The organism is Pandoraea pneumonica, from assembly GCF_049918595.1.
In the GTDB taxonomy this organism is placed as follows: Bacteria; Pseudomonadota; Gammaproteobacteria; order Burkholderiales; family Burkholderiaceae; genus Pandoraea; species Pandoraea pneumonica_A.
In genome coordinates this window covers 319,793-345,388 of record NZ_JBNCRZ010000003.1, presented here as the reverse complement: position 1 = coordinate 345,388, position 25,596 = coordinate 319,793, and the positions used below count along the sequence as shown (strand labels likewise).

At 62.2% G+C, this 25,596-nt stretch carries 24 protein-coding genes and 1 other RNA gene; 23 read left to right on the top strand and 2 right to left on the bottom strand.

Going from position 1 to position 25,596, the window contains the following annotated elements; translation table 11 throughout:
• Positions 1-46: 46 nt before the first annotated feature.
• A complete protein-coding gene (trxA, locus tag ACPWR9_RS14080; protein WP_426298538.1) occupies positions 47-373 on the bottom strand; it encodes a thioredoxin TrxA in 327 nt (108 codons plus the stop codon).
• Between the two features lie 305 nt (positions 374-678).
• Between trxA and ffs the strand changes: the two genes are divergently transcribed.
• The 12 genes from ffs to ACPWR9_RS14020 all read left to right on the top strand — a co-directional run bounded on the left by ffs (position 679) and on the right by ACPWR9_RS14020 (position 12,966).
• Positions 679-777: signal recognition particle sRNA small type (ffs, locus tag ACPWR9_RS14075), an RNA gene on the top strand.
• Positions 778-1,099: 322 nt separating this feature from the next.
• Positions 1,100-3,016: a DNA polymerase III subunit gamma/tau gene (gene dnaX, locus ACPWR9_RS14070; protein ID WP_426298536.1), complete on the top strand. Its 1,917-nt coding sequence runs from the start codon at positions 1,100-1,102 to the stop codon at positions 3,014-3,016.
• A gap of 97 nt (positions 3,017-3,113) precedes the next feature.
• On the top strand, positions 3,114-3,440 hold the full coding sequence (locus ACPWR9_RS14065) for a YbaB/EbfC family nucleoid-associated protein (RefSeq protein ID WP_150678655.1): 327 nt from the start codon (positions 3,114-3,116) through the stop codon (positions 3,438-3,440).
• A gap of 47 nt (positions 3,441-3,487) precedes the next feature.
• A complete protein-coding gene (gene recR, locus ACPWR9_RS14060; protein ID WP_150678654.1) occupies positions 3,488-4,084 on the top strand; it encodes a recombination mediator RecR in 597 nt (198 codons plus the stop codon).
• A 249-nt stretch (positions 4,085-4,333) separates the two neighbouring features.
• Positions 4,334-5,695 (top strand): sigma 54-interacting transcriptional regulator, encoded by a 1,362-nt coding sequence (locus ACPWR9_RS14055; RefSeq protein ID WP_426298534.1) that lies wholly within the window; start codon positions 4,334-4,336, stop codon positions 5,693-5,695.
• An 811-nt stretch (positions 5,696-6,506) separates the two neighbouring features.
• A complete protein-coding gene (locus tag ACPWR9_RS14050; RefSeq protein ID WP_426298532.1) occupies positions 6,507-7,151 on the top strand; it encodes a hypothetical protein in 645 nt (214 codons plus the stop codon).
• 5 nt (positions 7,152-7,156) lie between these two features.
• Positions 7,157-7,657, top strand: a complete 501-nt coding sequence (locus tag ACPWR9_RS14045; protein ID WP_426298530.1) for a hypothetical protein — start codon at positions 7,157-7,159, stop codon at positions 7,655-7,657.
• A complete protein-coding gene (locus tag ACPWR9_RS14040; RefSeq protein WP_426298528.1) occupies positions 7,654-8,304 on the top strand; it encodes a hypothetical protein in 651 nt (216 codons plus the stop codon). Before ACPWR9_RS14045 ends, ACPWR9_RS14040 begins: the two co-directional genes overlap by 4 nt.
• A 30-nt stretch (positions 8,305-8,334) precedes the next feature.
• Complete coding sequence (locus tag ACPWR9_RS14035) at positions 8,335-9,714, top strand: cell wall anchor protein (RefSeq protein ID WP_426298526.1); 1,380 nt, start codon at positions 8,335-8,337, stop codon at positions 9,712-9,714.
• A gap of 52 nt (positions 9,715-9,766) precedes the next feature.
• A complete protein-coding gene (locus tag ACPWR9_RS14030) occupies positions 9,767-10,477 on the top strand; it encodes a C39 family peptidase (RefSeq protein ID WP_426298524.1) in 711 nt (236 codons plus the stop codon).
• A gap of 12 nt (positions 10,478-10,489) precedes the next feature.
• Complete coding sequence (locus ACPWR9_RS14025; RefSeq protein WP_426298522.1) at positions 10,490-11,257, top strand: hypothetical protein; 768 nt, start codon at positions 10,490-10,492, stop codon at positions 11,255-11,257.
• 377 nt (positions 11,258-11,634) lie between these two features.
• Complete coding sequence (locus ACPWR9_RS14020) at positions 11,635-12,966, top strand: hypothetical protein (RefSeq protein WP_426298520.1); 1,332 nt, start codon at positions 11,635-11,637, stop codon at positions 12,964-12,966.
• Positions 12,967-13,056: 90 nt separating this feature from the next.
• Here ACPWR9_RS14020 and ACPWR9_RS14015 read toward each other — a convergent pair whose 3' ends face one another.
• The gene (locus ACPWR9_RS14015) at positions 13,057-13,452 is read right to left on the bottom strand and encodes a hypothetical protein (protein WP_426298518.1); all 396 of its coding nucleotides are present in this window, start codon (positions 13,450-13,452) and stop codon (positions 13,057-13,059) included.
• Between the two features lie 406 nt (positions 13,453-13,858).
• Between ACPWR9_RS14015 and ACPWR9_RS14010 the strand changes: the two genes are divergently transcribed.
• The 11 genes from ACPWR9_RS14010 (at position 13,859) to rlmD (ending at position 25,495) form a co-directional block, all read left to right on the top strand.
• Complete coding sequence (locus ACPWR9_RS14010; protein ID WP_426298516.1) at positions 13,859-14,584, top strand: response regulator transcription factor; 726 nt, start codon at positions 13,859-13,861, stop codon at positions 14,582-14,584.
• A 140-nt stretch (positions 14,585-14,724) separates the two neighbouring features.
• Positions 14,725-16,056 (top strand): CaiB/BaiF CoA transferase family protein, encoded by a 1,332-nt coding sequence (locus tag ACPWR9_RS14005; protein WP_426298514.1) that lies wholly within the window; start codon positions 14,725-14,727, stop codon positions 16,054-16,056.
• A gap of 71 nt (positions 16,057-16,127) precedes the next feature.
• Positions 16,128-17,159, top strand: coding sequence for an ABC transporter substrate-binding protein (locus tag ACPWR9_RS14000; protein WP_150678645.1), 1,032 nt, complete (start codon positions 16,128-16,130; stop codon positions 17,157-17,159).
• Positions 17,159-17,971 carry an ABC transporter ATP-binding protein gene (locus ACPWR9_RS13995; RefSeq protein WP_426299358.1) on the top strand — a complete coding sequence of 271 codons (813 nt, stop codon included), beginning with the start codon at positions 17,159-17,161 and terminating at the stop codon, positions 17,969-17,971. The genes ACPWR9_RS14000 and ACPWR9_RS13995 overlap by 1 nt, the downstream gene beginning before the upstream one ends.
• Positions 17,972-18,111: 140 nt before the next feature.
• Positions 18,112-18,930, top strand: coding sequence for an ABC transporter permease (locus ACPWR9_RS13990; protein ID WP_150678644.1), 819 nt, complete (start codon positions 18,112-18,114; stop codon positions 18,928-18,930).
• A gap of 106 nt (positions 18,931-19,036) precedes the next feature.
• Positions 19,037-19,798, top strand: coding sequence for a 5'/3'-nucleotidase SurE (surE, locus tag ACPWR9_RS13985; RefSeq protein ID WP_150678643.1), 762 nt, complete (start codon positions 19,037-19,039; stop codon positions 19,796-19,798).
• A gap of 41 nt (positions 19,799-19,839) precedes the next feature.
• The gene (locus tag ACPWR9_RS13980) at positions 19,840-20,940 is read left to right on the top strand and encodes a protein-L-isoaspartate(D-aspartate) O-methyltransferase (RefSeq protein WP_426298512.1); all 1,101 of its coding nucleotides are present in this window, start codon (positions 19,840-19,842) and stop codon (positions 20,938-20,940) included.
• Between the two features lie 85 nt (positions 20,941-21,025).
• Positions 21,026-21,814, top strand: a complete 789-nt coding sequence (locus ACPWR9_RS13975) for a peptidoglycan DD-metalloendopeptidase family protein (protein ID WP_426299356.1) — start codon at positions 21,026-21,028, stop codon at positions 21,812-21,814.
• A gap of 15 nt (positions 21,815-21,829) precedes the next feature.
• Positions 21,830-22,933 (top strand): RNA polymerase sigma factor RpoS, encoded by a 1,104-nt coding sequence (rpoS, locus tag ACPWR9_RS13970; protein WP_426298510.1) that lies wholly within the window; start codon positions 21,830-21,832, stop codon positions 22,931-22,933.
• Between the two features lie 138 nt (positions 22,934-23,071).
• Positions 23,072-23,848: a 3'-5' exonuclease gene (locus ACPWR9_RS13965; protein WP_426298508.1), complete on the top strand. Its 777-nt coding sequence runs from the start codon at positions 23,072-23,074 to the stop codon at positions 23,846-23,848.
• Between the two features lie 111 nt (positions 23,849-23,959).
• On the top strand, positions 23,960-25,495 hold the full coding sequence (rlmD, locus tag ACPWR9_RS13960) for a 23S rRNA (uracil(1939)-C(5))-methyltransferase RlmD (protein ID WP_426298506.1): 1,536 nt from the start codon (positions 23,960-23,962) through the stop codon (positions 25,493-25,495).
• Positions 25,496-25,596 lie beyond the last annotated feature (101 nt).

Below are 25,596 nucleotides of genomic sequence, written 5' to 3'. Positions count from 1 at the left end.
CTCTGTGGCGACAAAGGCCCCGGCACCTGCTGCCATCGGCCTGCGATTACAGGTGGCCGTCGAGGAACGCCGTCAGTTGCGACTTCGACAGCGCGCCGACCTTCTGGCCAGCCACAGCGCCGTTCTTGAACAGAATCAGCGTCGGGATACCGCGGATGCCGAACTTGCCCGGCGTCGCTTGGTTGTTATCCACGTCGAGCTTGGCGATCTGCACCTTGTCGCCGTATTCCTTGGCCACTTCTTCCAGGATCGGGGCGATCATCTTGCAAGGACCGCACCATTCTGCCCAGAAGTCGAGCAGCACCGGCTTGTCGGAATTGATGACATCCGCTTCGAAGCTGCTGTCGGAAATGTGTTTGATGTTTTCGCTCATGAGTGTTTTACGCCTCGTCTAGCTATTCGGAAACGCTTGGCGAAAACGATGCATTTCCACTTCGTTTTCGCCTGCGCCGGAGATGTCGCTCGGCCTCGTGTCCGGGCGTGCATTCTCCATATGGAGGCTGCAATAGCGTGATTCAATAGGACGCGTCATTGCAGTTTGCGGTCATATTAACGGAAATCGCCAACGCTTGCGCGCACCGCCCCATAAGGCAAACACCCCCGCCAGGGGCACGGCGCAGGCAATCCCGCGAGAATAGCGCTTCTGTTGGCGCGTCGACTCTGGTAGAATCTTTTCCTGACGGGCCTCCTCGCATGGTGGCGCGGCCAATCTGGTCAGGTCGGGAACGAAGCAGCCACAGCCGTTTTCTACCAGTGCCGAGGGTCAGGCTCGTCACCTACCTCCTTGTTTTGTCGAAGTTCTCAGCGCGTTCTGCGCACCATTCTCTCCCTAAGATTTCAATGGCATTACGGCATTGCGTCGTTGTTTGCGTTTGCTGACAGGCTTGCGGTCATGCATGTCGGCTATCGATGCGATTGTCTTTTCACGCGTCTCGCGTGGGGAAGAGTGGCGCGGTAGAATCGCGCAACATTTTTTTCTATCGCACCGATAGCCTGCGCATTTCATCGCGCAGCGAAGCGATGTTCCGGGCGGAATCGACGCCTGATCGGACGACGCTCGACGGTGCGGATGCGTAACGCCGAACTGTTACAATTTGGCATGACCTATCAAGTACTCGCGCGCAAATGGCGCCCCAAAGGCTTCTCGACCCTGGTGGGCCAGGAGCATGTCGTGCGTGCGTTGACGCACGCGCTCGAGCAACAGCGCCTGCATCACGCCTATCTGTTTACCGGCACGCGCGGTGTGGGCAAAACAACGCTCTCGCGCATTTTGGCCAAGGCGCTCAATTGCGAGACGGGCATCACGGCTGAGCCCTGCGGCGTATGCCGGGCCTGCCGTGCCATCGACGAAGGGCGCTTCGTCGACTACGTGGAAATGGATGCGGCCTCGAACCGCGGTGTCGACGAAATGACATCGCTGCTCGAAAAAGCGGTCTACGCACCGGCGGACGCACGCTTCAAGGTCTACATGATCGACGAAGTGCACATGCTCACCGGCCACGCGTTCAATGCGATGCTCAAGACGCTGGAAGAGCCGCCCGCCCACGTCAAATTCATTCTCGCGACGACCGATCCTCAGAAGATTCCGGTCACCGTGCTCTCGCGCTGCCTGCAATTCAATTTGAAGCAGATGCCGGCCGGACACATCGTGTCGCATCTCACGAACATTCTTGGCGAAGAAGGCATCGACAACGAGCCGCAGGCACTGCGGTTGCTCGCCAAAGCCGCAAGCGGCAGTATGCGTGACGCGCTCTCGCTGACCGATCAGGCCATCGCTTATGCCGCCGGGCCGATCACGGAAGTCGCCGTGCGCGGCATGCTCGGCGCGATCGATCAGAGCGTGCTCGTGCGCCTGCTCGACGCCCTGAAAGACGGCTCGCGCACCGATCTGATCGCTGTGGCCGACGAGATGGCCGAACGCAGTTTTTCGTTCGCCGCCGGTTTGCAAGATCTGGGCAGTCTGTTGCATAAGATCGCACTCGCGCAGTTCGCGCCGGAAGCCGTCTCGGACGACTGGCCCGAAGCCGCCGATGTGCGCCGACTTGCCGAAGCTATTTCACCGGAAGCCGTTCAGCTTTATTACCAGATCGCGACGCGTGCACGCGGCGAACTGGGGCTTGCCCCCGACGAATACACCGGTTTCTCGATGGCGCTGCTGCGCATGGCGGCGTTCACGCCGCTGCTCGCTGGCGGCACGCTCGCCGAGCCGCCTACGCCGCAGACCGCGTCGCGTGCAGTGGCCTCGGCTGCCGCTCCGGCGCGCGCTGCTGCGGCGCCTTCCGAACCGATGCGCTCGGCAGCCCCGGCAGCACCTGCCGCGCAACCGGAGGCCCGCCGTGCCCCGGCGGCGCGCGCGAGTGCGCCGACCGATGGCGCAGGCGCACCCATGTCGCCCGCGCGCGCCGCACTGGCCGCACTCAACGCCGGTCGTAAGGGCGCTGGCGGACGGACGTCGGGCGGTGCTAGTGGCACGGGTTCGGCGGCAGGCCGCAATGCCTCGCGTCCGGCAGACGATGCCCCGGCGGGTGCCGATCCGGAGCCCGAGCCTGCGGGGACTGCCCCGGCTTCCACCTCGACCGCCGCCACTCCCGCGCCAGCCCCTCGCGCTTGTGTCTATCGTGAAGCTGACGGCAACGCCCCGGTTTTCACCGGTGAGTGGCCGGCACTGGCGGCCGAATTGCCCGCCCGCGGTTTGGCCCGAGAACTGGCGTATCAGAGCGAACTGACCGAAGTCGCAGGCCGTGCCTTGCATTTGCGCGTGCCGCTGCGTCAACTGGCCGACTCGGCAACTGCCGACAAACTGCGGCAGGTGCTGAACGAGCACTTCGGCGGGGAGGTTCAGGTACACGTCGAACTGGGGCAGGTCGGGATCACTGCCGCGTCGCTCGCCGCAGAGGCCGCCGCCGCCCGTCAACGTGCGGCCGAGCAGGCCATTGCCGACGATCCGCTGGTGCGAGAACTCATCGACGATTTCGGCGCGCAAATCGTGCCGAATAGCATTCGCCCGGTACAATAACTGGGTACGTACTCTCGCAGTCGACGCGATTCGCTGTACATCCAATATCTCTCTATTTGCCCCTACGCGCCCCGGTGCGCATGACTCAGGAGTCAAGATGCTGAAAGGAAATATCGCGGGCTTGATGAAACAAGCTCAGCAAATGCAAGAAAACATGAAGAAGATGCAGGAGCAACTGGCCCAGATCGAAGTCGAGGGTCAGTCGGGCGCCGGTCTGGTGAAGGTGGTGATGACGTGCAAGAACGACGTGCGTCGCGTGACCATCGACCCGAGCCTGCTCGCGGACGACAAGGACATGCTCGAAGACCTCGTTGCAGCGGCGTTCAACGATGCCGTGCGCAAGGCCGAAGCCACCGCGCAGGAAAAGATGGGCGGCATGACCGCCGGTCTGCCGCTGCCGCCGGGCTTCAAGCTGCCGTTCTGAGCCCCATCGTCCGACGGTTTTAGGAAATAAAGAAGGAAAGACGACACATGCGCCAGCTATCGAGCCTGCAAGAACTCGTCGACGCCCTGCGCGCGTTGCCGGGTGTCGGGCCGAAGTCCGCCCAACGCATTGCTTACCATCTGCTGCAACGCGACCGTCAGGGTGCCGTGCGGCTGGGTGAGGCGCTGGTGCAAGCGTCGGAGCAGATTCGCCATTGCGCGCGCTGCAACACCTTTACCGAAGTGGAAATCTGCGAGACGTGCCTCGACCCCGAGCGCGACACGAGCCTGCTCTGTGTGGTGGAAACCCCCGCCGACCAGAACATGCTCGAGCAGACGATGACCTTCAAGGGTCTGTACTTCGTGCTCATGGGCCATCTCTCGCCGCTCGACGGCGTGGGCCCAGGCGAAATCCACTTCGAGCAGTTGATTCGCCGCGCCACCGACGGCGTGGTCAAAGAAGTGGTGCTGGCCACCAACTTCACCAACGAAGGCGAGGCCACCGCGCACTACCTCGGGCAGATGCTCAAGGCCCGTGGACTGCGCGTTAGCCGACTCGCTCGCGGCGTGCCCGTCGGGGGCGAGTTGGAGTACGTAGACGCCGGCACCATCGCCCGAGCGGTGCTCGACAGACATACGCTCTGAGCATGACGCGGGCGTGACGCCCGCGGTGTTTGCGCGTAGGTACTGCTCCTCTCATCCAATCGGATTAGCTGTTTCTCGCTATTTCTGGGCCTATACCTACCTTCTAGACTGAACCTGCCGACTAGGGGACCCAGCAAACACGGGGAAGACCATAACTCCCAAGCGGCGTGGGGCCGTATACCTGTTGCGTCAAGCCGGCGGATAACCCGGTCACCTCGCGCAGGCACTGCTTAGGCAGGGAGTTAAGGTATGGCTAACGATACCGGGCGCACCCTGATTTACGCTTCCCGAAAGCACAACGACGGCTTGCTGTCGTTTTTGGGGGAGCAGGGCTGGCAAGTTGTGCCGGCCAAGAGCGCCAGCGACGTCACTCGCATTCTCAATCCCGGGGTCACCAGCGCAGCACTCATCGACCTGGCGAGCGGTTATAGCGACCGCGAGATGGGCGCGTTCGAGTCCTGCATGCAGCCGGCGACCGTCGGCTGGGTTGCTGCGACGAATCCGCAACAGTTGACGGCCACGTCGGTGCGTCGGCTGATTCGCGACTATTGCTTCGATTATGTGAATGTTCCATGCACGAACGATCAGCTCGCACATTCGATCGGTCACGCGTGGGGCATGGCTTCGCTCTCCGAGGTCCCCGTCATCTTCACGCCGCAAGTCGGTGGCGATCAGGAGATGGTCGGCACCTGCGAGGCGATGCAACTGCTCTTCCGCACGATCCGCAAAGTGGCCAATACCGACGCGCCGGTGTTCATCTCGGGCGAGTCGGGTACCGGCAAGGAACTGAGCGCGGTGGCGATTCACGAGCGCTCCTTGCGTGCCAAGGGGCCGTTCGTCGCGATCAATTGCGGCGCCATTCCGCCGCACCTGATGCAATCCGAACTGTTCGGCTACGAGCGCGGCGCGTTCACAGGGGCCAACGCTCGCAAGATCGGCCGGGTGGAAGCCGCTAACGGCGGCACGTTGTTCCTCGACGAAATTGGCGATCTGCCGATCGAGAGCCAGGCCAGCCTGCTGCGCTTTCTGCAACAGGGCGCCATCGAGCGTCTGGGCGGCCACGATGTCATTCCGGTGAACGTGCGCGTGATTTCGGCCACGCACGTCGATCTCGAAGAGGCCGTGAAAGACGGCCGCTTCCGCGTCGACCTGTATCACCGCCTGTGCGTGCTGCGCGTCGACGAACCGCCGCTGCGCGCGCGCGGACAGGACATCGAGATTCTGGCTCACCACGTGCTGCAACGCTTCAAAGGCGATAACCATCGCAAGATTCGCGGCTTCACACAGTGCGCGGTGCAAGCGATGTACGAATACCACTGGCCCGGCAATGTCCGGGAACTCATCAACCGCGTTCGCCGTGCCATCGTGATGGCGGACAGCCGGATGATTTCGGCGAAGGATCTCGACCTGTTGCCGTGGGTGCCGACGCTGGTTCGCACGCTCGAAGAAATTCGTACGGAGGCCGAACGAATTGCCATCGAGCAGGCGCTGTTACGCCACTGCCATCGTCTGACCGATGTGGCAGCGGAGCTGGGAATTTCACGAATTACCCTATATCGGCTGATGTGCCGATATGGATTGCGTGGTGACGAATCGGGCGTGCCGGCCTGATATCTTCTGGCGAAGAGAGGGCGACCGTCCTGTGATGAGCAGGGCGGTCGTTTCTTTTTGGGCTCCTGAATATGACCGCGCTAACGGCATACGCGCTCGACCCTCGTGGTCAAAAATTCTCGCCGCCACTGTCTGGCGAGATGTCTCGATCGTCTGACTATCGGCCGCATTTTCCCCGCGTATTTTCCCCTGCGCTCGACGCGTATTCGCCGTTCGAGACTCTTGCCATCGCCAAACACGTTGTGCCGCCAGAGGCCCATTGGGCGGGCTTTGTCGCGTCTGCCGCCGTACGCATTGCGTTGTCTCGAAACGCAAACCATCGAGCGTTGCGGCGCTCGTGCGCGGACGGTGGTTGCCGTCACAACACCGTCACGTACCGGTCATGTCGAGAGGGGTACGAAGTTTTCGCGCATTTGGGTACTACGGGTTGTCCCGCGAACTCATCAAAGATGAAACATCCGGGGCTTGCGCGGGCTTCCTGTTGCAAGGCGCCGCTTGTGGCGATGGCATGTCGTTTACGTGGGGCGGGCAGATTCTGCCGCAAATCTGTCACGCGAGACCCTTGTGGATAGGGCATTTCCGAAAGACGTCGTTGACGACGCCGACATCCCTCGCGGTTCGGAACGTCTGCCGACGACGCCACAAGCGTGACAAAAGTGGCTGGAACCCCCGCACGTATCAATGCTGAAACGTTTTCGGACAACGCACCCGCCGGGCGTGCACCCCCAAAATAAAAGTCCTCATGTTTTCAAGCACTTGGATGTTGTGGCACGGAAGTCGCTTTATAGACCCGGGCAAGGAGGGCACAGCGATGCGAATTCTCACCACCGAAATGCAATACCGAGTACGACAAGGCGCCAGCGCCGTGGGCGCTGCCATCGTCGTGACACTCGGTCTGTGCGCTGCACCGGCGCAGGCGCAGGATGCGGTACCCGCACTGCGCGCTTCGCTCATGCAGATTGCGATGCTCACCGGCTCCATGGTGCCGCAGTCGATGACGCTCTCGACGCCCATGATGACGGCAGCACCGATCAGCGATGCTGACGTGGCACTGCCTGCTGCACCGATTGCCATGCAAGCGCCGGCCGACGCCAGCACCAATGACGTGGCCAACGCATCGGTCGCCGGATCGGGCACGGAAGCGGCCGCCGTCGCCAGCAGCGACGACACCAGTGCGAATAGCAGCACGAGCAGCAGCACGAACAGCAGCAACGATGCTGTACTGAGCAAGGTACCGCTTGCCGCCGCGCGCATCGACGACGAACAACTCGGCAACCAACGCGGCCGCAATTTGCAGGGCGGCACGATGGTCAAGTCACCCGGCATGACGCTCGCCAATGGCGTGACGCTGTGGGACGAACTGCCCGGCGCTGTGACGCCGACGCCGCGTCCGCAGCAACTGTCGAACGGTGTGAACAACGTTCAGGTCACTCGCGTGACCTACACCACCCGGTGAACGACATGATCAACATTTCAGCGATGCAAGCTGCCAGCGGGTTCGCCACGGTGCTCGTGGCACTCGCCCCGGCACTGCTTCCTGCCACGGCACGCGCTGAACCGGCGGCCCCTGGCGACATCGTGGTCGAGCGCAACATCGGGCCGGAATACGTCGGCCGCGGGTTGCCGCGCGTGGAAAACCCGATTGCTGTATCGGTGCCCGCATTCCCGATGGGGCCGTTCAGTTCTGCGATGGGCGCCGTCAACCAGGTCACGGACAACGAATTGACGGGCCGTGGTTCGGCCGGGTTGATTTCCGGTTCGGTGCAAGCAGGTATCAATCCCGTCATGGGTGTTCTGGTCGGTAATGCCAGCGGCGGCAGCGCACTCAACGCGTCAAGCGTCGGCGGTGCCGTTGGCGGCGGGGCGGGGGTGGTGGGCAGCATCGGCACGCTCGTGCCGTCGGTCATCAACTCGGCCTTGGCACCGCTCATGAGCTTGGGTGCTGCGGGAGCCGCGAAATGAGCGCCTACCGCAATCTCCGCCGTCTGCACGTCGCTTGTCTGGCCGTCGCCATGTTGTCGGCAACCGGTTTCGCCGCAGGAGTATCCGCCGAGGACGTATGGATCGTGAATGGCCAGCTCGCTGGCACGAGCGCGACCATCGAGAACGGTGTGGCGGTCGGGGCAACGGGCGCACTGACGTTGAATCAGGCGGCTGGCCTCAATAACGCGCAGGCCAACAGCGCGGCGATCGTCAACGGTGGCTCGGTCACTGTGGGCGGCACGAGTACCAATCAGGCTGCGGTCGTCACGAGCACCACAGGTGCGGCGAGTGCAGCAATTCAAGGCAACGCATTTTCAGGCGCGTCCGGACTGGTGCAGGTGAACCAGACGAGCGGTGCCGGCAATCTTCAACGCAACGCCACAGTCATTGTGATGGGCGATGCGACTGGAGTGGCGAGCGTATCGGATACGGCACTATCCGCTGCGATCTCCAAGGGTGGCCCGGCTGGGCACGACAACCTCAACGATCAGTTCCGTACGGCGTCGATTTCAGGTGACGCTTTCCGGGGCGCGAGCGGGGTGGTGCAAGTGAACCAGTCGGCTGGGATAGGCAATGTAACCGCAAATGTTTTTGTGCTCCGTCCCCCGGCGGGCACATCTTTTTAACTGGGTAACTCTCTCGTCAAGGAGATGGTCATGAAAACGAAAGCCATTGCAGCAGCTGCACTGCTGGTAGCAACGGGTACCGCCATGGCGTCACCCCATCATGAGCAGTACAGCTTCTCGTTCGTCGGCAACGAAACCAACGTGCTTAACCTGGTCGGCATTTTCGGACTGGTCGGCATTCGCGGCTGCGTCACGGTGGATAACACCGGTAACGCTGTCGTCCAAAGCAGCCAAACTGTAGATGCACACCACGTCAACCTGACAGGCCCGCTGCTTGGTAACTACACGACGGGTCATGTGACGTACGGCGTCGACTCGAAGACCACCACGGTGTCTGACACTGGCGGTGCCTACCTTATCGGCGGTGTGACCACGAAGACGTTCAACAACACCGACTCGTGGGTCAACGCAAGTGCGAACGGCCACCTGAACACGAACAGCTCGTTCCAGGCCGGCGCTGGTTATATCGCTGGTCAGTCGAGCTCTGGCTCGGGCGGCTTCATCGCTGGCGGCGGGTATCAGTATTCCAACATTGCTGCCGCTGGCGGCATCATCGGTGGCGGCATTATTCCGCTGCCGGGTGGCCTCGCACTGTATGGCGGCTACATCGTTGGTAATGCGGGTGCCGGTCAAGGTTCGGCATGGGGCGGCTACGCTTACGGTCAGCAGTCGCAGTCGGCCGCAGGCTTCCTCGCCGGTGGTTTCCTGAATACCCAAAAGAGCTTCGACGCGGCGTTCCATGCGAATGTCGATGAGGGCAGCGCGTCGACGAACTCGGCATCGATTGTCGCCGGGGCGCTGTGGGGTTTCTCGAACACCTACACGATGGCCACCACTTGGGAAAAGGGCGCGATCACGTTCCATACCAACACGGCTGTGTACCAGACGATGGGTGCCACGCTGGGTAACGGTGCGTTGGCCGGTGCGAACGGCAACATCGGCGTGAACGTGGCCGCAGGTGCCGACAACGCGCAGGCAAACAACGTCGCGATCGCCTCGCTCAACGCTCAGCCGGTGTATGCCTCGGCTCAGGTGTTTGCGAACCAGTCGTCGAAGGGTTCGGCCAGCCTCTCGCAATACTATGTGAACGCCAGCGTGGGTGATGGTGCCCTTGCCGGTGCGAGCGGCAACGTCGGTGTGAACGTGGCATCGGGTATCGGCAACGTGCAGCAAAACGGCCTGGCCGCCGCTGTCTCGCAAGGGGCAAACGGCTGGTACACGGGTGGTGCAGCTAACTCGACGGCGCAAACCGACCAAACGGCCGGCATGAAGGCCTCGGGCAACTTCATCGCGACGGCATCGCTGGGCGCAGGTGCCCTGGCTGGCGCCACCGGCAACATCGGTGTGAACGTGGCATCGGGTATCGGCAACGTCCAGAGCAACAGCCTCGCAATCTCGGCAATCAAGTGAAGTGCATAACCGGTCCGGGGTTTCCCGGACCGGTTTTTTCATGAGGTGTGTCATGAATGATGCGCGTCGTGCCGTAGTACGGATCGCTACTGTTTGCGCTCTGGCGTGCGCAAGCGTGGCCGGGCACGCGCAGTATGCATCGGTGAACCTGGATTCTTCGACTGGTGTACCGGCGGTCAAGAAGATGCGCTCGTTCAAATCGATGCACTACGTGAATCTGGTCCAGCAGGAATACGACTTCAGTTGTGGCTCCGCAGCGCTCGCCACACTGCTGCGATACGGCTACGGGATCGATATCCCCGAGCCGGAAATGATCAAGCGAATGATGGCCTTCTCGAATCCGGAGACCGTCATCAAGAATGGGTTCTCGATGCTCGACATGAAAAAGTTTGTCGAGACACTCGGACTCGAGGGGCGTGGCTTCAAGGTGGACATCAACGCGCTGTATGACCTGAAGATCCCGGTCATCGCGCTCATCGATGTCAACGGTTATCAGCACTTCGTGCTCATCAAGGCGGCAAGAGAAGGGCGCATCTTCGTGTCCGACCCCGCATTGGGCAACCGAATTATCGAGCAGGCCGATTTTGCCAAGCAGTGGAATGGCTTGGTATTGGCGGTGATCGGCAAGCCGTTTCTGGAGGATTCTCCGCTACTCAAAGGAAACGAGTCTCTGGCGATCAAGTTGCGTGACAACGCCTTGGCGACCGGGACGACAGCGACCCCGATGGTGGACTTCGGCATCATCCGGTCGAACCTGTTTTGAGACCAGAACATCATGAACCGTTACGTCCCGATGCTGGCCATCCCGTTCGTTGTGAGTGCCGTGCCGGCATTCGCGTCGGGCGTGGTGCCCGATAGCTGGCAGGCCGTCGGTGACGACGTGCTCGCACAAGCCACCGGCAAATACGCACAGCAGAACATGATCACCGGCTTTCAGCTCGTGATGCAGTCGCAATGGCAAATGCCGACCGGGGCCAGTCTCGCGGCCACCGGCGTGCTCGGTGTGAACCAGAACGCCAACAACAACGGCTACCAAGTCCAGACCGCTGCCGCGACCGGCATCATCCCCGGTCTGGTGAATGCCACCACCCCGATTACGCAGGCTGTGGCGGGTGCCGCCAGCGTGCTGGTCAACGGCGTGGCGCAAGTCTCGCAAGTGGCGGGTAACGCGAATAACGCGCTCAATACCGCCACGATTCAGTACGCACCCGGCGTGTCGCTGACCACGCTGGTGCCCACCAGCGCACAAGGTCAGACCAACTCGCAGACCACCGTAGGCAATTTGAGCGCGAGCGTGGCGATCACGTCCGCAGGCATGCAAATTGCATTGAATACGCCCAACGGCAACCTCGGCCAGAGCGTGGCAGGCGGTGCTGGTGGGGCGATGAATCAGATCATGCAGGTCGTACAAGTCGCAGGGAACGCGCAGCAAGTGATGAACACGCTGCAATTGAATCTGCAATCGAATCCGCTGACGTCGAACGCCCTTCGACAGCTCGGCATTCAGAACGCAATGGCGAACATGGTCGTCGTGCGTCACTGAAACCCACGGCTCGCGTGGCTGGGGCGGCACAGCAGTACGGCCGCAGCCACGCGAAGCCAGCAGCGCCCGGTGTCGGTTAGCGGGCGCAATGATAACCAAAGGGGCAACGCCGCGTCGTACTTGAATCCGGCAAACGATACGCATTCGCGATGGTGTCTGCGGTGGGCGTAACGGGTGTTACGGATGTAACGGGTACAGAGGTGCGTGGCGAACAAGAGGGTGACGTCAGCAGGGTTGGCAACCAAGGCAAAACAACCTGCATGCGTCGCTCCGCAGTCGAGCAGCTAGGACAACCGTCGTTCGGTAACACGTGTTTGTTGGATTGCGCGCGGCACGCCGTCGCATGGCGCTCGCCGCACTTTCACCCGGGGGGGATCATGAAGAACCACCGTTTTTTTCCCGTTGCCGCCATTACTTGGGGTGTACTGCTTTTCACGCTATCGGCCCAGGCTCAGGAGCATACGGACCCATCGCCGGACAATCGTATTCAGATGTTGATGGATATGGTCGACCGGCAGCAGCGGGAAATTTCTTCTCTGAAGCAACGCCTGACCGACATCGAGATGGCGCAACGCGGACGCGGGCTCACGGCCTGGGATACCGCGCAGATCGCGCAAGTCTCACCCGGTGACGGCTCCGCCGCCGGCTCGGCAGGCACGCCGGCAGGCGGCTCGGCAGGGGCGGCAGGCCCCACGAGCGCCACGCCGATCGGCGAAACGCAGCAGATGCAAAAGAGCGAGAGCGACTCGCAACGCACACCGGCCGAAGAGGCCGTCGTGCAAGCGCAGCACGCGCCGCTCTTCGATCACAAGCTCACCATCGACGCCGGTATCAGCTACAGCTACTACGATCGCCGGCAACTGGTGCTGAGTGGCTTCCTTGCACTCGATGCGATCTTTCTCGGTCAGTTGAACCTCGGCGAAACCAAGGCCAACGTGTGGACGTTCGACGTCAACACGCGCTACGGCATCAGCGACCGGATGAGCGTGGCGTTCGACGTGCCGTATCTGTATCGCAACTCCGACTTCATCGCGGGTGGGGTGGGCGGTGCGGCATCGTCGATCAGCGACATCAGCAAGAACTCGGCAAACATCGGCGACGTGAATGCCGCGCTGTATTACCAACTCGTCAAGGAGTCGCAGAACTGGCCTGACATCGTTGCGTCGTTGCGGGTGACGGCACCGACCGGCACGTCGCCGTTCGGTATCAAGCTCGGTACACCCGACCCGACCAACAACAACTTGACGACGCCGTCGCGTCTGCCGACGGGTAACGGCATTTGGGCGTTCACGGCCGGGTTGTCGTTCCTGCGCACCTACGATCCGATCGTGTTGTTTGCGAACGTGGCGTACACCTACAACGTGGCCCGTTCGTTCGACGACATCTCGACCATCGAAGGCACGGTGTCACCGGCGAAGGTCAAGCTGGGCGACATCATTCAGGTGGGTGCCGGGATGGCCCTCGCGCTCAACGACAAGACGGCCCTCTCGATTTCGTACTCGACCGCCATTTCGCGCGCGACGAAGACGCAGTCGCCGGGCTCGAGCTGGACGACGGTGGCGGGCAGCAACACCAACGCCGCGTCGCTTAACTTCGGGATCAACTACGCGATCGACAAGCACTGGACGATCAACGGGTACGTCAACGCCGGTATGTCGCCGGATGCCCCGAACTATGTGATCGGTGTGCGGTTCCCGTACACGTTCTGATCGCATAACAAAAGGCCCGGCCGAATTGGCCGGGCCTTGTTGTTGAAAGGGATGGTCTGAGGACGTCGCTTGCGCAGTTCGCGTGCTCGGTTAGCGCGGCATGCGCGACGAACTGGCGCCGACATTCAGACTGGTGGATTGCAAATTGCTTTGGGAACTGGCGACCACGGTACGCGGCATCGACGTCGACGCTTGTGTGGGTTTGGGCGACGGTGCGGGCGGGATCACTTCATCCCACAGGCGCACGTTGTTTGCGACGGTGGTCGTGGTGAGCGGGGCGATCGCCGAAGGAGCGGCGCCCGGCAAGTTGGTGACGACGAGCGTGCGCTGCGCGTTGGTCGCGCGAGTGCTGTTGAGTAGTGCATCGCTCACCGCAACCGGTACCACGCTAACGTCGAATGAATCGGCGTAGACCGGTGCAGCGAAGCACGCGACGGCCACGCAGAACATGGCAGTACGCGTCGTGTTGACGAAGTTGTGTGACATGGCGTGCCCCCCGGCCTCCGCATGCTGTTCTCGCGACATTGGCTGTATTTTATGGCGCGTTTTGAGAAAGGAAAGGGGAAAAAAGTAATAGCTTGATTTCGTTCGTTTGAGTAATTAATTTACGCAAATTGCGGTTTGTCGCGCAAAGGCAACAACGGTGGGCGTCACAGGCCCGCGGGCTCGCCGTTGCGCGGGCTTCGCGCATAAACTGGTCGGACAACGAGGTGACGCGTCGAACGTACAACCGGATAGCGCAAGACCGAAGACTTCTTCGGTTTTTGGGCTGACGGCACTGCGCATTGGGTGGCCGCAGTCCGTCGACAACATGACAACACGACGGGCGTCACAAAATTAGCAAGTACGGGGAACGGCGGCTCAGGGGGCGGCCGTATCGACAGGGGAAACCATGCGTGTGCTGGTCGTGGGTGAGGCTGCCACCTGGCTGAGCGGCCTGCAAGTCGCGTTGCATACCGAAGCGAACGCGACGCTACCGGTACTGCGTCACGTTGACGACGTCACGGGACAGGACTGGCTTTGGCTGCGCGAACTGCCGTCGCGGCGCGCACTCGTTCTCGATGAGTTGGTGGCACGCACGCCGGTCGTCGACACCTTGTGTGCCATGGCAAGCGAATGCACGCCGCCGGTGCCGGTGATCGTCGTGGGCGACGCGGGTTTTCCCGATGAAATCATTCGCTGGTTGCAGGCCGGTGTGACGGCTTGCCTGCCGTGGCCGAATTCGCTCGCCCGGATTCGCTCGGTCTTCGACGTGGCGTTTTCCGGCGGGCGTTATGTGCCTGAAGAAGCGCTTTCGGCGTTGCTGGTGCTTTGGCGCCAGGAGGCGCTGGGCGAAGCGCTGCCGCTCTCGCGCATGCCGGTGTTTCCGTTGGGCGGCGACAAAGCGACCCAACTGGCCGAGTCGGCGTTGCTCGGCATCTCGCAGCGGCAGTACGAAATTCTCGCGTTGCTCTCGCGCGGCCTCTCGATCAAGACGATTTGCCAGCAACTGGTGATCTCCGAGGGCACCGCCAAGACGCACGTCTCGGCGCTCTATCGGCGTCTCGGCGCCCGCAATCGCGGGGAAGCTATCTACATCGCCGCTCAGCGGGGCGCCCGGCATCTCTTCGAGACGTGAGCGGCGCGTCGTAACGCTTGCTATTTCGCACGGCAAAACATCATTTCGGCGCAATAGTACTCGTACGAATGGCCGAGGGCGTGCACTCGCATTACCATAGGCGTTCGTTTGCAAACATCGGCAACCTTGAATTGACGGTGATGTCCGTCGACGAAGCACAGGAGTCCACGTTGTCCAAGCCGTTCGAAGCTTCCGTGTCGCCACAGGCCGCTCAGGCCGCCACGACTTCCCCCCAAACCCCTTCCGCACCCACTCCCGCTGCCACAGGCTTGCCTGGCAAAGGTGCGCTCGCCGGGGTGAAGGTGCTCGAACTGGGCACGCTCATCGCCGGGCCGTTCGCGGCGCGCATGCTTGGCGAGTTCGGTGCCGAAGTCATCAAGATCGAAGACCCGGAGCACGGCGACCCGTTGCGCAAGTGGCGCAAGCTGCATCCCGATGCGGGCGGCACGTCGCTCTGGTGGGCGGTGCAGGCACGCAACAAGAAGTCGGTGACGATCAATCTCAAGTCGCCGGAAGGGCAGGAGATCGTGCGCAAGCTCGCGGCGCAGGCCGACATCGTGGTGGAGAATTTCCGCCCCGGGCTGCTCGAGCGCTTCGGGCTCGGTTACGAACAGCTTTCCGCCGACAACCCGGGACTGGTGATGGTGCGTCTTTCGGGCTACGGACAGACCGGCCCTTATCGTGATCGCCCGGGGTTTGGCGCGATCGCCGAATCGATGGGGGGCTTGCGGCACATCACGGGCTATCCCGATCTGCCGCCGCCGCGTATCGGCATCTCGATCGGCGATTCGATCGCCGCGTTGCACGGCGTCATCGGCGCGATGATGGCGCTGCATCATCGCAACGTGAATGGCGGGCGAGGGCAAGTGGTCGATGTCGCGCTGTACGAAGCAGTGTTCAACCTGATGGAGAGTGTGGTGCCCGAGTACAGCGTTGCCGGTATGGTGCGCGAGCGTACCGGGGCGTCGCTGCCGGGCATCGTGCCGTCGAACACGTATCCGTGCGCCGACGGCATGATCGTCGTGGGCGGCAACAGCGATCCGATTTTCAAGCGGCTAATGCAGGCCATCGGACGCGCCGATCTCGCGGAAGACCCGGGCCTCGCGCACAACGACGGACGCGTGCCACGCACGCAGGAAATCGACGATGCGATTGGCAATTGGACCCGTGCGCGTCCCATCGACGAAGCGCTCACCGTGCTGCAAGGGGCCGATGTGCCCGCGAGCCGTATCTACACGGTGGCGGACATGTTTGAGGATCCCCAATTTGCCGCCCGCCAGATGATCCAGCGTTTCAAGTTCCCTGACGGCACGCCGATCGATTTGCCGAACATCACGCCCAAGCTCTCCGAGACCCCGGGCGAGACGCAATGGCTCGGCCCGGAACTCGGCGCCCACACGGACGAGGTGCTGGGGCAACTGGGTTATGATGCCGAGCAAATCAAACGGCTGCGCGAGAACAAGATTATTTAGGGCTGAGTTGGAACAAGCCCTACGCATGTCGAAATAAAGAAAGCACGCTGTAACCACGGAGACAAAACCCTATGCAACGACGTCAGTTCGTGTCGGCTCTGGCCGCCACCGGTCTGCTGAGCGCAGGCATTCGCCCGGGCTTCGCACAAGCCAAACTCGAGAAGACCAAGATCGCCATCGCGGTCGGCGGCAAGAACCTGTTCTACTACCTGCCGCTCACCATTGCCGAGCGTCTGAACTACTTCAAGGATGAAGGGCTCGACGTCGAAATCTCCGACTTCGCCGGTGGCTCGAAAGCGCTGCAAGCGCTCGTCGGCGGCAGTGCCGATGTCGTCTCGGGTGCCTACGAGCACACGATTCTGTTGCAAGCCAAAAATCAGTTCATCCGCGCGTTCGTGCTGCAAGGCCGTGCGCCGCAGATCGTGTTCGGCGTGTCGAACAAGACGATGCCGAACTACAAGTCGCTGGCGGACCTGCGCGGCAAGAAAATCGGCGTGACCGCGCCGGGTTCGTCGACCAACATCATGGCGAACTTCGTGCTGGCGAAGGGGGGCGTGAAACCCAATGAAGTGTCGTTCGTCGGTGTCGGGGCGTCCTCGGGTGCGCTGGCCGCGATCCGCTCGGGCAACATCGACGCCATCGTCAACCTCGACCCGGTGATCACGATGCTCGAGCGCGATAAGGAGATCCGCGTGATCTCGGATACGCGCACGCTCAAGGAAACGGTGTCGGTGTTCGGCGGCAATATGCCGGCAGGCTGCCTCTATACGAACGAGTCGTTCATCCAGAAAAATCCGAATACCACGCAAGCCCTCACCAACGCGATGGTGCGCGCGCTGCGCTGGTTGCAAACGGCCGGTCCGTCGGATCTCATCAAGACGGTGCCCGAAGCCTACCTGCTCGGCGATCGCGCGCTGTACCTCGACGCCTGGGGCCGTGTGAAGGAAGCCATCTCGCCGGACGGCATCATCCCGGCCGACGGTCCCGCCACGGCGCTGCGCACGTTGCAGGCGTTCGACGAGACGGTCAAGGGCAAGACGATCGATCTGTCCAAGACGTTCACGAACGAGTTCACGAAGAAGGCCGACGCCAAGTACAAATGATGACTTCGCCGGCTCTGAGTTTCGACAGCATTACCTGCACGTTCGTCGCACGCGACGATCGGAGTCAGCGTTACACGGCCGTGGCCGACACCTCGCTCGACATTGCGCCGGGCGAGTTCGTGTCGGTCGTCGGCCCGACCGGTTGCGGCAAGTCGACGCTGCTCAATGTGGCGGCAGGGTTGCTGATGCCGTCGTCGGGCACGGTGAAGGTGTTCGGCGAACCGTTGAAGGGAATCAACTCGCGCGCGGGCTATATGTTTCAGGCCGAAGCGCTGATGCCCTGGCGCAACGCGATCGACAACGTGACGGCGGGCCTCGAGTTTCGCGGCGTCGCGCCCGAGGAAGCGAAAGCGCGCGGTCACGAATGGCTCAAGCGCGTGGGGCTGGGCGGGTTTGGCGATCGCTACCCGCACCAACTCTCGGGCGGCATGCGCAAGCGTGTGGCCATGGCGCAGACACTGATTCTCGATCCCGACATCATTCTGATGGACGAGCCGTTCTCGGCGCTCGACATTCAGACGCGTCAGTTGATGGAGAACGAGCTGCTCGAACTGTGGGCGGCCAAGCGTAAGGCAGTGCTCTTCATTACCCACGATCTGGACGAAGCGATTGCCTTGTCCGACCGCGTGGTGGTGTTGGCTGCTGGGCCGGGCACCCATCCGATCGGGGAGTTTCGTATCGACCTGCCGCGTCCGCGCGATGTGGCGGAGATTCGGAATCATCCGCGCTTTACCGAGCTGCACGCCCAGATATGGGATGTGTTGCGCGAAGAGGTGTTGAAGGGTTACGCCCAACAGCTCAAGGCCGTCTGAGCGTCATGGGGCAAATCTTGAACTTTGTGAGCGTCGCCTGTGGCTGGGCGCCATGGTTCGACTGGCTGGATTGGTTCGATTTGCCCGACGGCTTTGGCTTGTTTGATTGGCTCGTCTGATATTCCCGGAATTCGTTCGTCATGCGTAATCGTTCGATCATGCGTCATTTGCGGTTGTGGCAATGGCTGCTGCTGGTAGTGAGTTTTCTGGTCTGGTACGTGCTGACCAGCCCCACGCTGCTGCCCGCGTTTTATTTCGATAGTCCCGACAAGGCCGCCTTCTTCTTCGGGGAACCGCAGAAGGTGCTGTGGCAAATCTGGCAGTGGTTCGCCACCGGAGAAATTTATCTGCACCTCGGGGTGACCTTGCTCGAGACCGTACTGGCGTTTGCCATCGGTACGGTGGCGGGGCTCGCGGTCGGGCTGTGGCTCGCGCTCTCGCCGAGCGCCGGGGCGTTGCTCGATCCGTACATCAAGGCCGCCAACTCGATGCCGCGCGTGATTCTCGCGCCGATCTTCGGGGTGTGGTTCGGGCTCGGCATTTGGTCGAAGGTGGCGCTGGGCGTCACGCTGGTGTTCTTCATCGTGTTCTTCAACGTTTATCAGGGCGTGAAGGAAGTCAGCCCGGTCGTGCTCGCCAATGCGCGCATGCTCGGCGCGAATCAGCGGCAGTTGCTGCGTCGCGTGTATCTGCCGAGCGCGACGAGTTGGGTGTTTTCCAGCTTGCACAATTCGGTGGGGCTGGCGTTCGTCGGTGCCGTGGTGGGTGAGTATCTGGGGTCGGCACGCGGCGTCGGTTACCTGATTCTGCAAGCCGAAGGTACGTTCGACATCAATGCCGTGATTGCCGGTGTGTTGATCCTCACGGCCTTTGCGCTCGTGCTCGACGGGCTGGTCGGCGTGGTAGAGAAGCGACTGCTCGTCTGGCAGCCGCAGGCAGGGGAAACCGAGAAGATGTAATGGGCGACGGGGCGCGACACGGCAGGGCTGGCGGCTGCGGCTCCCCTGTGTCTGACACCTCGTGAGCGTCATATCCGGGGGGCTTTCCTCGGTTACAATTGCCCACATGCGAATCCTGCTCAGCAACGACGATGGGTATCAGGCGCCAGGCCTGGCCGCGCTTTACGAAGCGCTGGCCCCGCTTGGCGACATTACCGTGGTGGCGCCCGAACAGAACTGTAGCGGTGCGTCCAATTCTCTGACCCTCCAACGCCCGCTGTCCGTGTTCAAGGGCAGCAACGGGTTCACGTTCATCAACGGCACACCGACCGACTGCGTTCACGTGGCGCTGACCGGCCTGCTCGACGAGCGTCCCGACATTGTGGTCTCTGGCATCAACAACGGCCAGAACATGGGCGAAGACACGCTGTATTCCGGCACTGTCGCGGCGGCGACCGAAGGGTTCCTCTTCGGCATTCCGTCGTTCGCCTTCTCTCAGGTCAACAAGGGCTGGGATCACCTCGATAGCGCCGCACGGGTGGCGCGCGACGTGATCGAGCGCTATATGGAAAGGCCGCTCGGTGCGCCGTTCCTGCTCAACGTCAATATTCCCAATTTGCCGTACGACAAGCTCAAGGGCGCGCAAGCGACGCGTCTGGGCAAGCGGCATCAGTCGCAGCCGGTGATCCGTCAGGAAAGCCCGCGCGGCGAAACCATTTACTGGATCGGGCCTGCCGGCGACGCGCGCGACAGCAGCGAAGGCACCGATTTTCACGCCGTGGCGCACGATTACGTCTCGGTCACCCCCTTGCAACTGGATCTCACGCATAACGCACGGCTCGGTGTCGTGCATGACTGGCTGGCCAGCGCAGGGGTGGCCCAACGATGACAACACCGCCGAAACGTTTTCCTCTTCCTTTGTCCGAAGTCATGACCCGTCGCCAACGCAAGGCGCCGGTGCTCGACAAGGCATCGCGGGCAAGCCCCGCCGGTGCTCCGCCTGCCGCGATGACGCGTGCGAACCCGACGCCCACACAGGGAACCTCTGGTGCGCACGGGGCGAATGGGGCAAGTGGGACGAAAGGGGCAGGGAAGACGTCGTCGGCAGGTCACGCAACGAATCAACATAACGGGCTACGCCCGGCGGCCACGCCGATGGCAGGCGCGTCGGCACGTCCGGTCGGGGCGCTGCGGCCTGGCCATGGTCCGGCAACGAGTCTGCATGGCACGGCGCGGCAGGGGCTGACGCCCCATACGAAGCCGAAGCCGGTGTCGAGCGTACCCAGCGCATCCAACACAAAGGGCGCGCTCCACGGCGCGTCCACAAAAGCTTCGACAGGCAACACCGGTCGTCACGCCAAGCCGACGCCGGTGCCGTCGCCCGATGGTATCGGGCTCACGTCCGAGCGCGTGCGCGTGCGCATGGCTGAACGCGTTGCCGCATCGGGCGTCAAACACGCGGGTGTGCTGGCGGCGCTCGCAACGGTGCCGCGTCACGGGTTTGTCGATGCGGGCTTGGCGAATCAGGCCTATGAAGACGCCGCGCTGCCGATCGGCCATGGCCAGACGATCTCGAAGCCATCGGTGGTCGGGCGCATGATCGAGCTACTGCTCGCCAGCGGTCGTCCGCTGGAGAAAGTGCTGGAGATCGGTACAGGCTGTGGCTATCAGGCCGCCGTGCTGTCTTGTGTGGCGCGCGATGTGTATTCGATCGAGCGGGTTCGTCCGTTACATGAACGGGCAAAGGCCAACCTCAGGCCGTTGCGTGTGCCGAACATTCGGCTGCATTACGGCGATGGACGGCTCGGTCTGCCAGCCGTCGCGCCCTTCGATGGCATTGTGATCGCCGCCGCCGGACTCGAGATCCCGGATGCGCTGCTCGATCAGCTTGCCGTCGGTGCACGTCTTGTCGCCCCGGTGGGCGGCGAGCAACAGATTTTGACCCTCATCGAGCGTGTCGGTGCGCGCCAGTGGCGCGAGACGCAACTTGATAGGGTGTTATTCGTCCCCTTAAAATCGGGCATCATCTAAGCCCGTCGGGCCTATTCTGCGGAGGAATTGAGTGAATTTGCGAGCGGGTATTCAACAACGCGTCGCCAGTGTTCTGTTGCTGAGCATGCTGGCCGCATGCGCATCGCGACAGGTGGGCGCACCGGTCGTCGACCGTACCGTAGGCGGTACGACGACCGATAGCAGCGTGACGGGGGCTCCCGTCATCGACAACACCCCGGTGCCGCCGGGCTTTTATCGCGTCAAACCGGGCGATCGGCTCTATCGGATCGCACTGGAGAACGGTCAGAACTATCGCGACATCGCGCGCTGGAACAACATTCAAAACCCGGACCAGATCGAAGTCGGTCAGGTCTTGCGTGTGAAGCCGCCTGCGGGCGACACGGGTACGCCGCTGCCGGCACCGATCGCGTCGAATGGCGGTATGCCGACGACTACGAGCCCGAACCCGGCCTCGGTGCCGCCTGCGGTGGTGCCGCCGCCGACCACCTCTGCCGCAACGGCTGCGCCGAGCGCGGTGTCGAGCGGTGACTTGGCGCTGTCGTGGCCGGCGAAGGGCAGTGTGGTCGGCCGCTTCGACGACTCGAAGAACAAGGGGCTGAACATCGCAGGCAATGCCGGTGACCCGGTGTTCGCTGCCGGTGCGGGTAAGGTGGTGTACTCGGGTGCCGGTCTGCGCGGTTACGGCAACCTCGTGATCATCAAGCACGACTCGACCTTCTTGACGGCGTATGCGCACAACCGCACACTGTTGGTCAAAGAAGGCGACAGCGTCACGCGCGGTCAGAAAATTGCCGAAATGGGTAATTCCGACGCCGATCGTGTCATGTTGCACTTCGAGGTTCGCCGTGATGGCAAACCTGTGGATCCGATGAAGTATTTGCCGCCTCAATAAACAAGGCAGGGTCGAATGCTCAAGAGAAAGCGTCGTACTTCGCAAGAGGAAGACCTCGCTGCCCCGGAGCCCGATCAGGAAGTCGACGATCGGCAATCCCGGCAGGACGAGGACGTGGACGACGCTTTCGACGAGCGCGAGGCGGAGGAGGATGACGCCTCGTCATCCGATGAAGATGGCGGCGAGGCGGGCAGTGAAGGTTCGTCGGGCGGACGCAAGCGCAAAGCTGCCGAAGCCGACGACTTCGGCACGGTACTTCAGGCCGAACTCACTGCCGATACCGTTCAGCACTATCTCAATCGCATCAGCGTCAAGCCGCTGCTCACGCCCGCCGAGGAGCTCGATTACTCGACGCGTGCGCAGGCCGGTGAGTTTGCTGCGCGTCAGGTGATGATCGAGCGCAATCTGCGCCTCGTCGTGAGCATCGCCAAGGGCTATCTCAATCGCGGTGTCCCGTTGCTCGATCTCATCGAAGAGGGCAACCTCGGACTCATGCATGCGATCGAAAAGTTCGATCCGGGCCGCGGCTTCCGTTTCTCGACCTACGCCACGTGGTGGATTCGCCAGAGCATCGAGCGCGCCATCATGAATCAGGCGCGTACGGTGCGGCTGCCGGTGCACGTGATCCGCGAACTCAATCAGGTGTTGCGCGCGAAGCGCCATCTCGAGAAGAGCGCGGCGTATGTCGATGGCGGGGAGCAGCGTGATGCGAGTATCGAAGACATCGCCGATTTGACCGGCAAGACGCCCGACGAAATTACCGACATTCTGGCGCTCAACGAGCATGTGGCTTCGCTCGATGCGCCGCTCGAGATCGACCCGGGCAGCAGCCTTCTAGATTTGCTCTCCGACGATCACAGTCAAGCGCCCGAGCAGGAAGTGCAGCATCGTGAGCTCGAGGATCTCATGCGGCTGTGGCTCTCGCGGTTGTCGACCAAGCATCGCTATGTGATCGAGCGCCGCTTCGGCCTCAATCGGGTCGAGCCTGCCACGCTCGAAGAGCTTGCCGACGAAATGGGGCTCACCCGTGAGCGCGTGCGCCAGATTCAGCAGGAGGCGCTCGTCAAGCTCAAGCGTTACTTCGCCTCGAACGGCGTGCGCAAGGACGCGGTGCTCTGAGTCGTCTGTGCGCATGGCGCAAGCAGAGGGCCCGTCGGCGCTTTCCGGCCTGTGTGACGTCTGCGGCCTGTGTGACTTCTACGGTCTCTGTGATCCGAGCGTCCGCCCGCTTTTTCTCTCCTTTTCCCGATTTTCATCATGGCCTCTCCCGTACTCGTTTTCGACATTGAAACGATTCCCGACGTTGATGGTTTGCGCCGCCTAGAGCCGGCGTACGCCGGGCTGTCCGACGACGCCGTGGCCGAAGCCGCATTCGCCGCACGCCGCGAAAAGGTCGGTCACGACTTTTTACCATTGCACCTGCACCGGATTGCCGCGATTTCGTGCGTGTTCCGCGACCGTGACGGTTTCCGTGTGAAGTCGCTCGGCTCGCTCGAAGATGGCGAGGCGGCGCTCGTCTCGGGCTTTTATCGCACCATCGAGAAGTACGCGCCGCAACTGGTGTCGTGGAACGGCGGCGGCTTCGATCTGCCCGTATTGCACTACCGCGCGATGATTCATGGCGTGGCCGCGCCGCGCTATTGGGACATGGGCGAAGACGACCGCGAATTCAAATGGAATAACTACATCAGCCGCTACCACCAGCGTCACCTCGACCTGATGGATCTGCTGGCGATGTATCAGGCGCGCGCCAACGCGCCGCTCGACGATCTGGCGAAGTTGTGCGGGTTCCCCGGCAAGCTGGGCATGGACGGCAGCAAGGTGTGGGACGCGTACCGCGACGGCAAGCTCGAAGAGATCCGCAATTATTGCGAGACCGATGTAGTGAACACGTATCTCGTCTATTGCCGCTATCAATTGATGCGCGGTGGCTTGCGCCAAGCGGAATACGATCAGGAAATCGAGTTCGTGAAGCGCTCGCTGGGCGATGAGACGGCGCCGCACTGGAAGGAATATCTCGACGCTTGGGTGTAAGCCAACGCGGGTGCGGCAATCGATGCGCGGCAAATGAAGGCGTGCGCCTGCGTACGGCGGGCGCGAATCGATTAAAATGCCGGGTTTGCTGTCGCATATGAGAACAAAGACGTGACCCGCTCCTCCCGAAACTCCTCGCGTGGCCGGCCGAGTGCCGAGCCCGGCATTCTCGATATCGAATCGCTCGACATGGAGGCGCGCGGCGTCGGCCGCACAGCACCCGAAGGCGAGCCGGACACGCCGGAATACAAACCCGGCAAGGTGATCTTCGTCGAGGGCGCGTTGCCCGGAGAGCGCGTCAAGTACCTGAGCTATCGCCGCAAGCCCAAGTTCGAGCAAGCCGAAACGATCGAAGTCCTGCGCGCCAGCCCGATGCGGGCCAAGCCGCAGTGTCCGCATTTCGGCAAGTGCGGCGGCTGCTCGATGCAGCATCTGGAGCCGCGCGCGCAGATCGCGATCAAGCAGCGCGTGCTCGAAGATAACCTCGCGCGTCTGGGCAAGGTCAAAGCCGAGACGTTGCTGCGTCCGATTCAAGGGCCGGACTGGGGCTACCGCTTCCGTGCACGTTTGACGGTGCGCTACGTGCCGAAGAAGGGCGGCGTGCTGATCGGTTTCCATGAGCGTAAGAGCAGCTATGTCGCCGATATGGATTCGTGCGAAGTGCTGCCGCGCCATATCTCCGACATGCTCGTGCCGCTGCGCCGCTTGGTTGAGTCGTTGTCGATCCGTGAGCGTTTGCCGCAGATCGAATTGGCCATCGGTGCCGACGTGACGGCATTGGTGCTGCGAATTCTCGAGCCGCTCACACCGGAAGACGAAGCGATTCTGCGCACGTTTGCCGACGCGAACCATGTGCAATTCTGGGTGCAGCCGAAGGGGCCCGACACCGCCGTGCCGTTCTATCCGCTGGAGCCCGAGCTGCACTACACGCTGCCGGAATATCAGATCCGGATGCCGTTCAAGCCGACGGACTTCACGCAGGTCAATCATCAAATCAATCGAGTGCTCGTGCATCGTGCGCTGCGATTGCTGGCGCCGGAATCGACGGAGCGTGTGCTCGATCTGTTCTGTGGTCTGGGCAACTTCACGCTGCCGCTGGCGCGACGTGCCGGCACGGTCATGGGGATCGAAGGCAGCACGGCGCTCACCGAGCGTGCGCTGGCCAATGCCCAGCGCAATGGGGTCGCCGAACACACGGAATTTGCATGCCGCAACTTGTTCGATATCACGGCGGACGATATTCGGGCGCTGGGGCCGTTCGACCGGTATCTGATCGACCCGCCACGCGAAGGCGCGCTTGCGGTATCGAAGGCGTTGGCCGAACTTGCGCAGCAGGGTTACGAGGGCTTGCCGAAGCGCATCGTCTACGTGTCTTGCAGCCCTGCAACGCTGGCGCGTGACGCGGGACTATTGGTGCACGAAGCGGGTTATCGCCTGACGCAGGCCGGTGTGGTGAACATGTTTCCGCATACTTCGCATGTGGAGTCGATGGCCGTCTTCGAGCACGAGAGCATCGGTCAGCCGTGGGTGCCGCGTGTGCGCGTGTCGGAGGAAGATCCGGCGGCGTCCGCCGCAGAGGCGGACGAAGGCGTGGAAGCTATCGCGGGCGTTGCGGATGGTGAGGGCGTGATTCACGAAGGTGCGTAATTGCGTAATGCCCTCGAAGTCTTAGTCAGGCCCAATCAACGCCGGGCCAACGCCAAAGAAAAAGCCAGTCCCGAGGGACTGGCTTTTTTATGCCGCTGAGG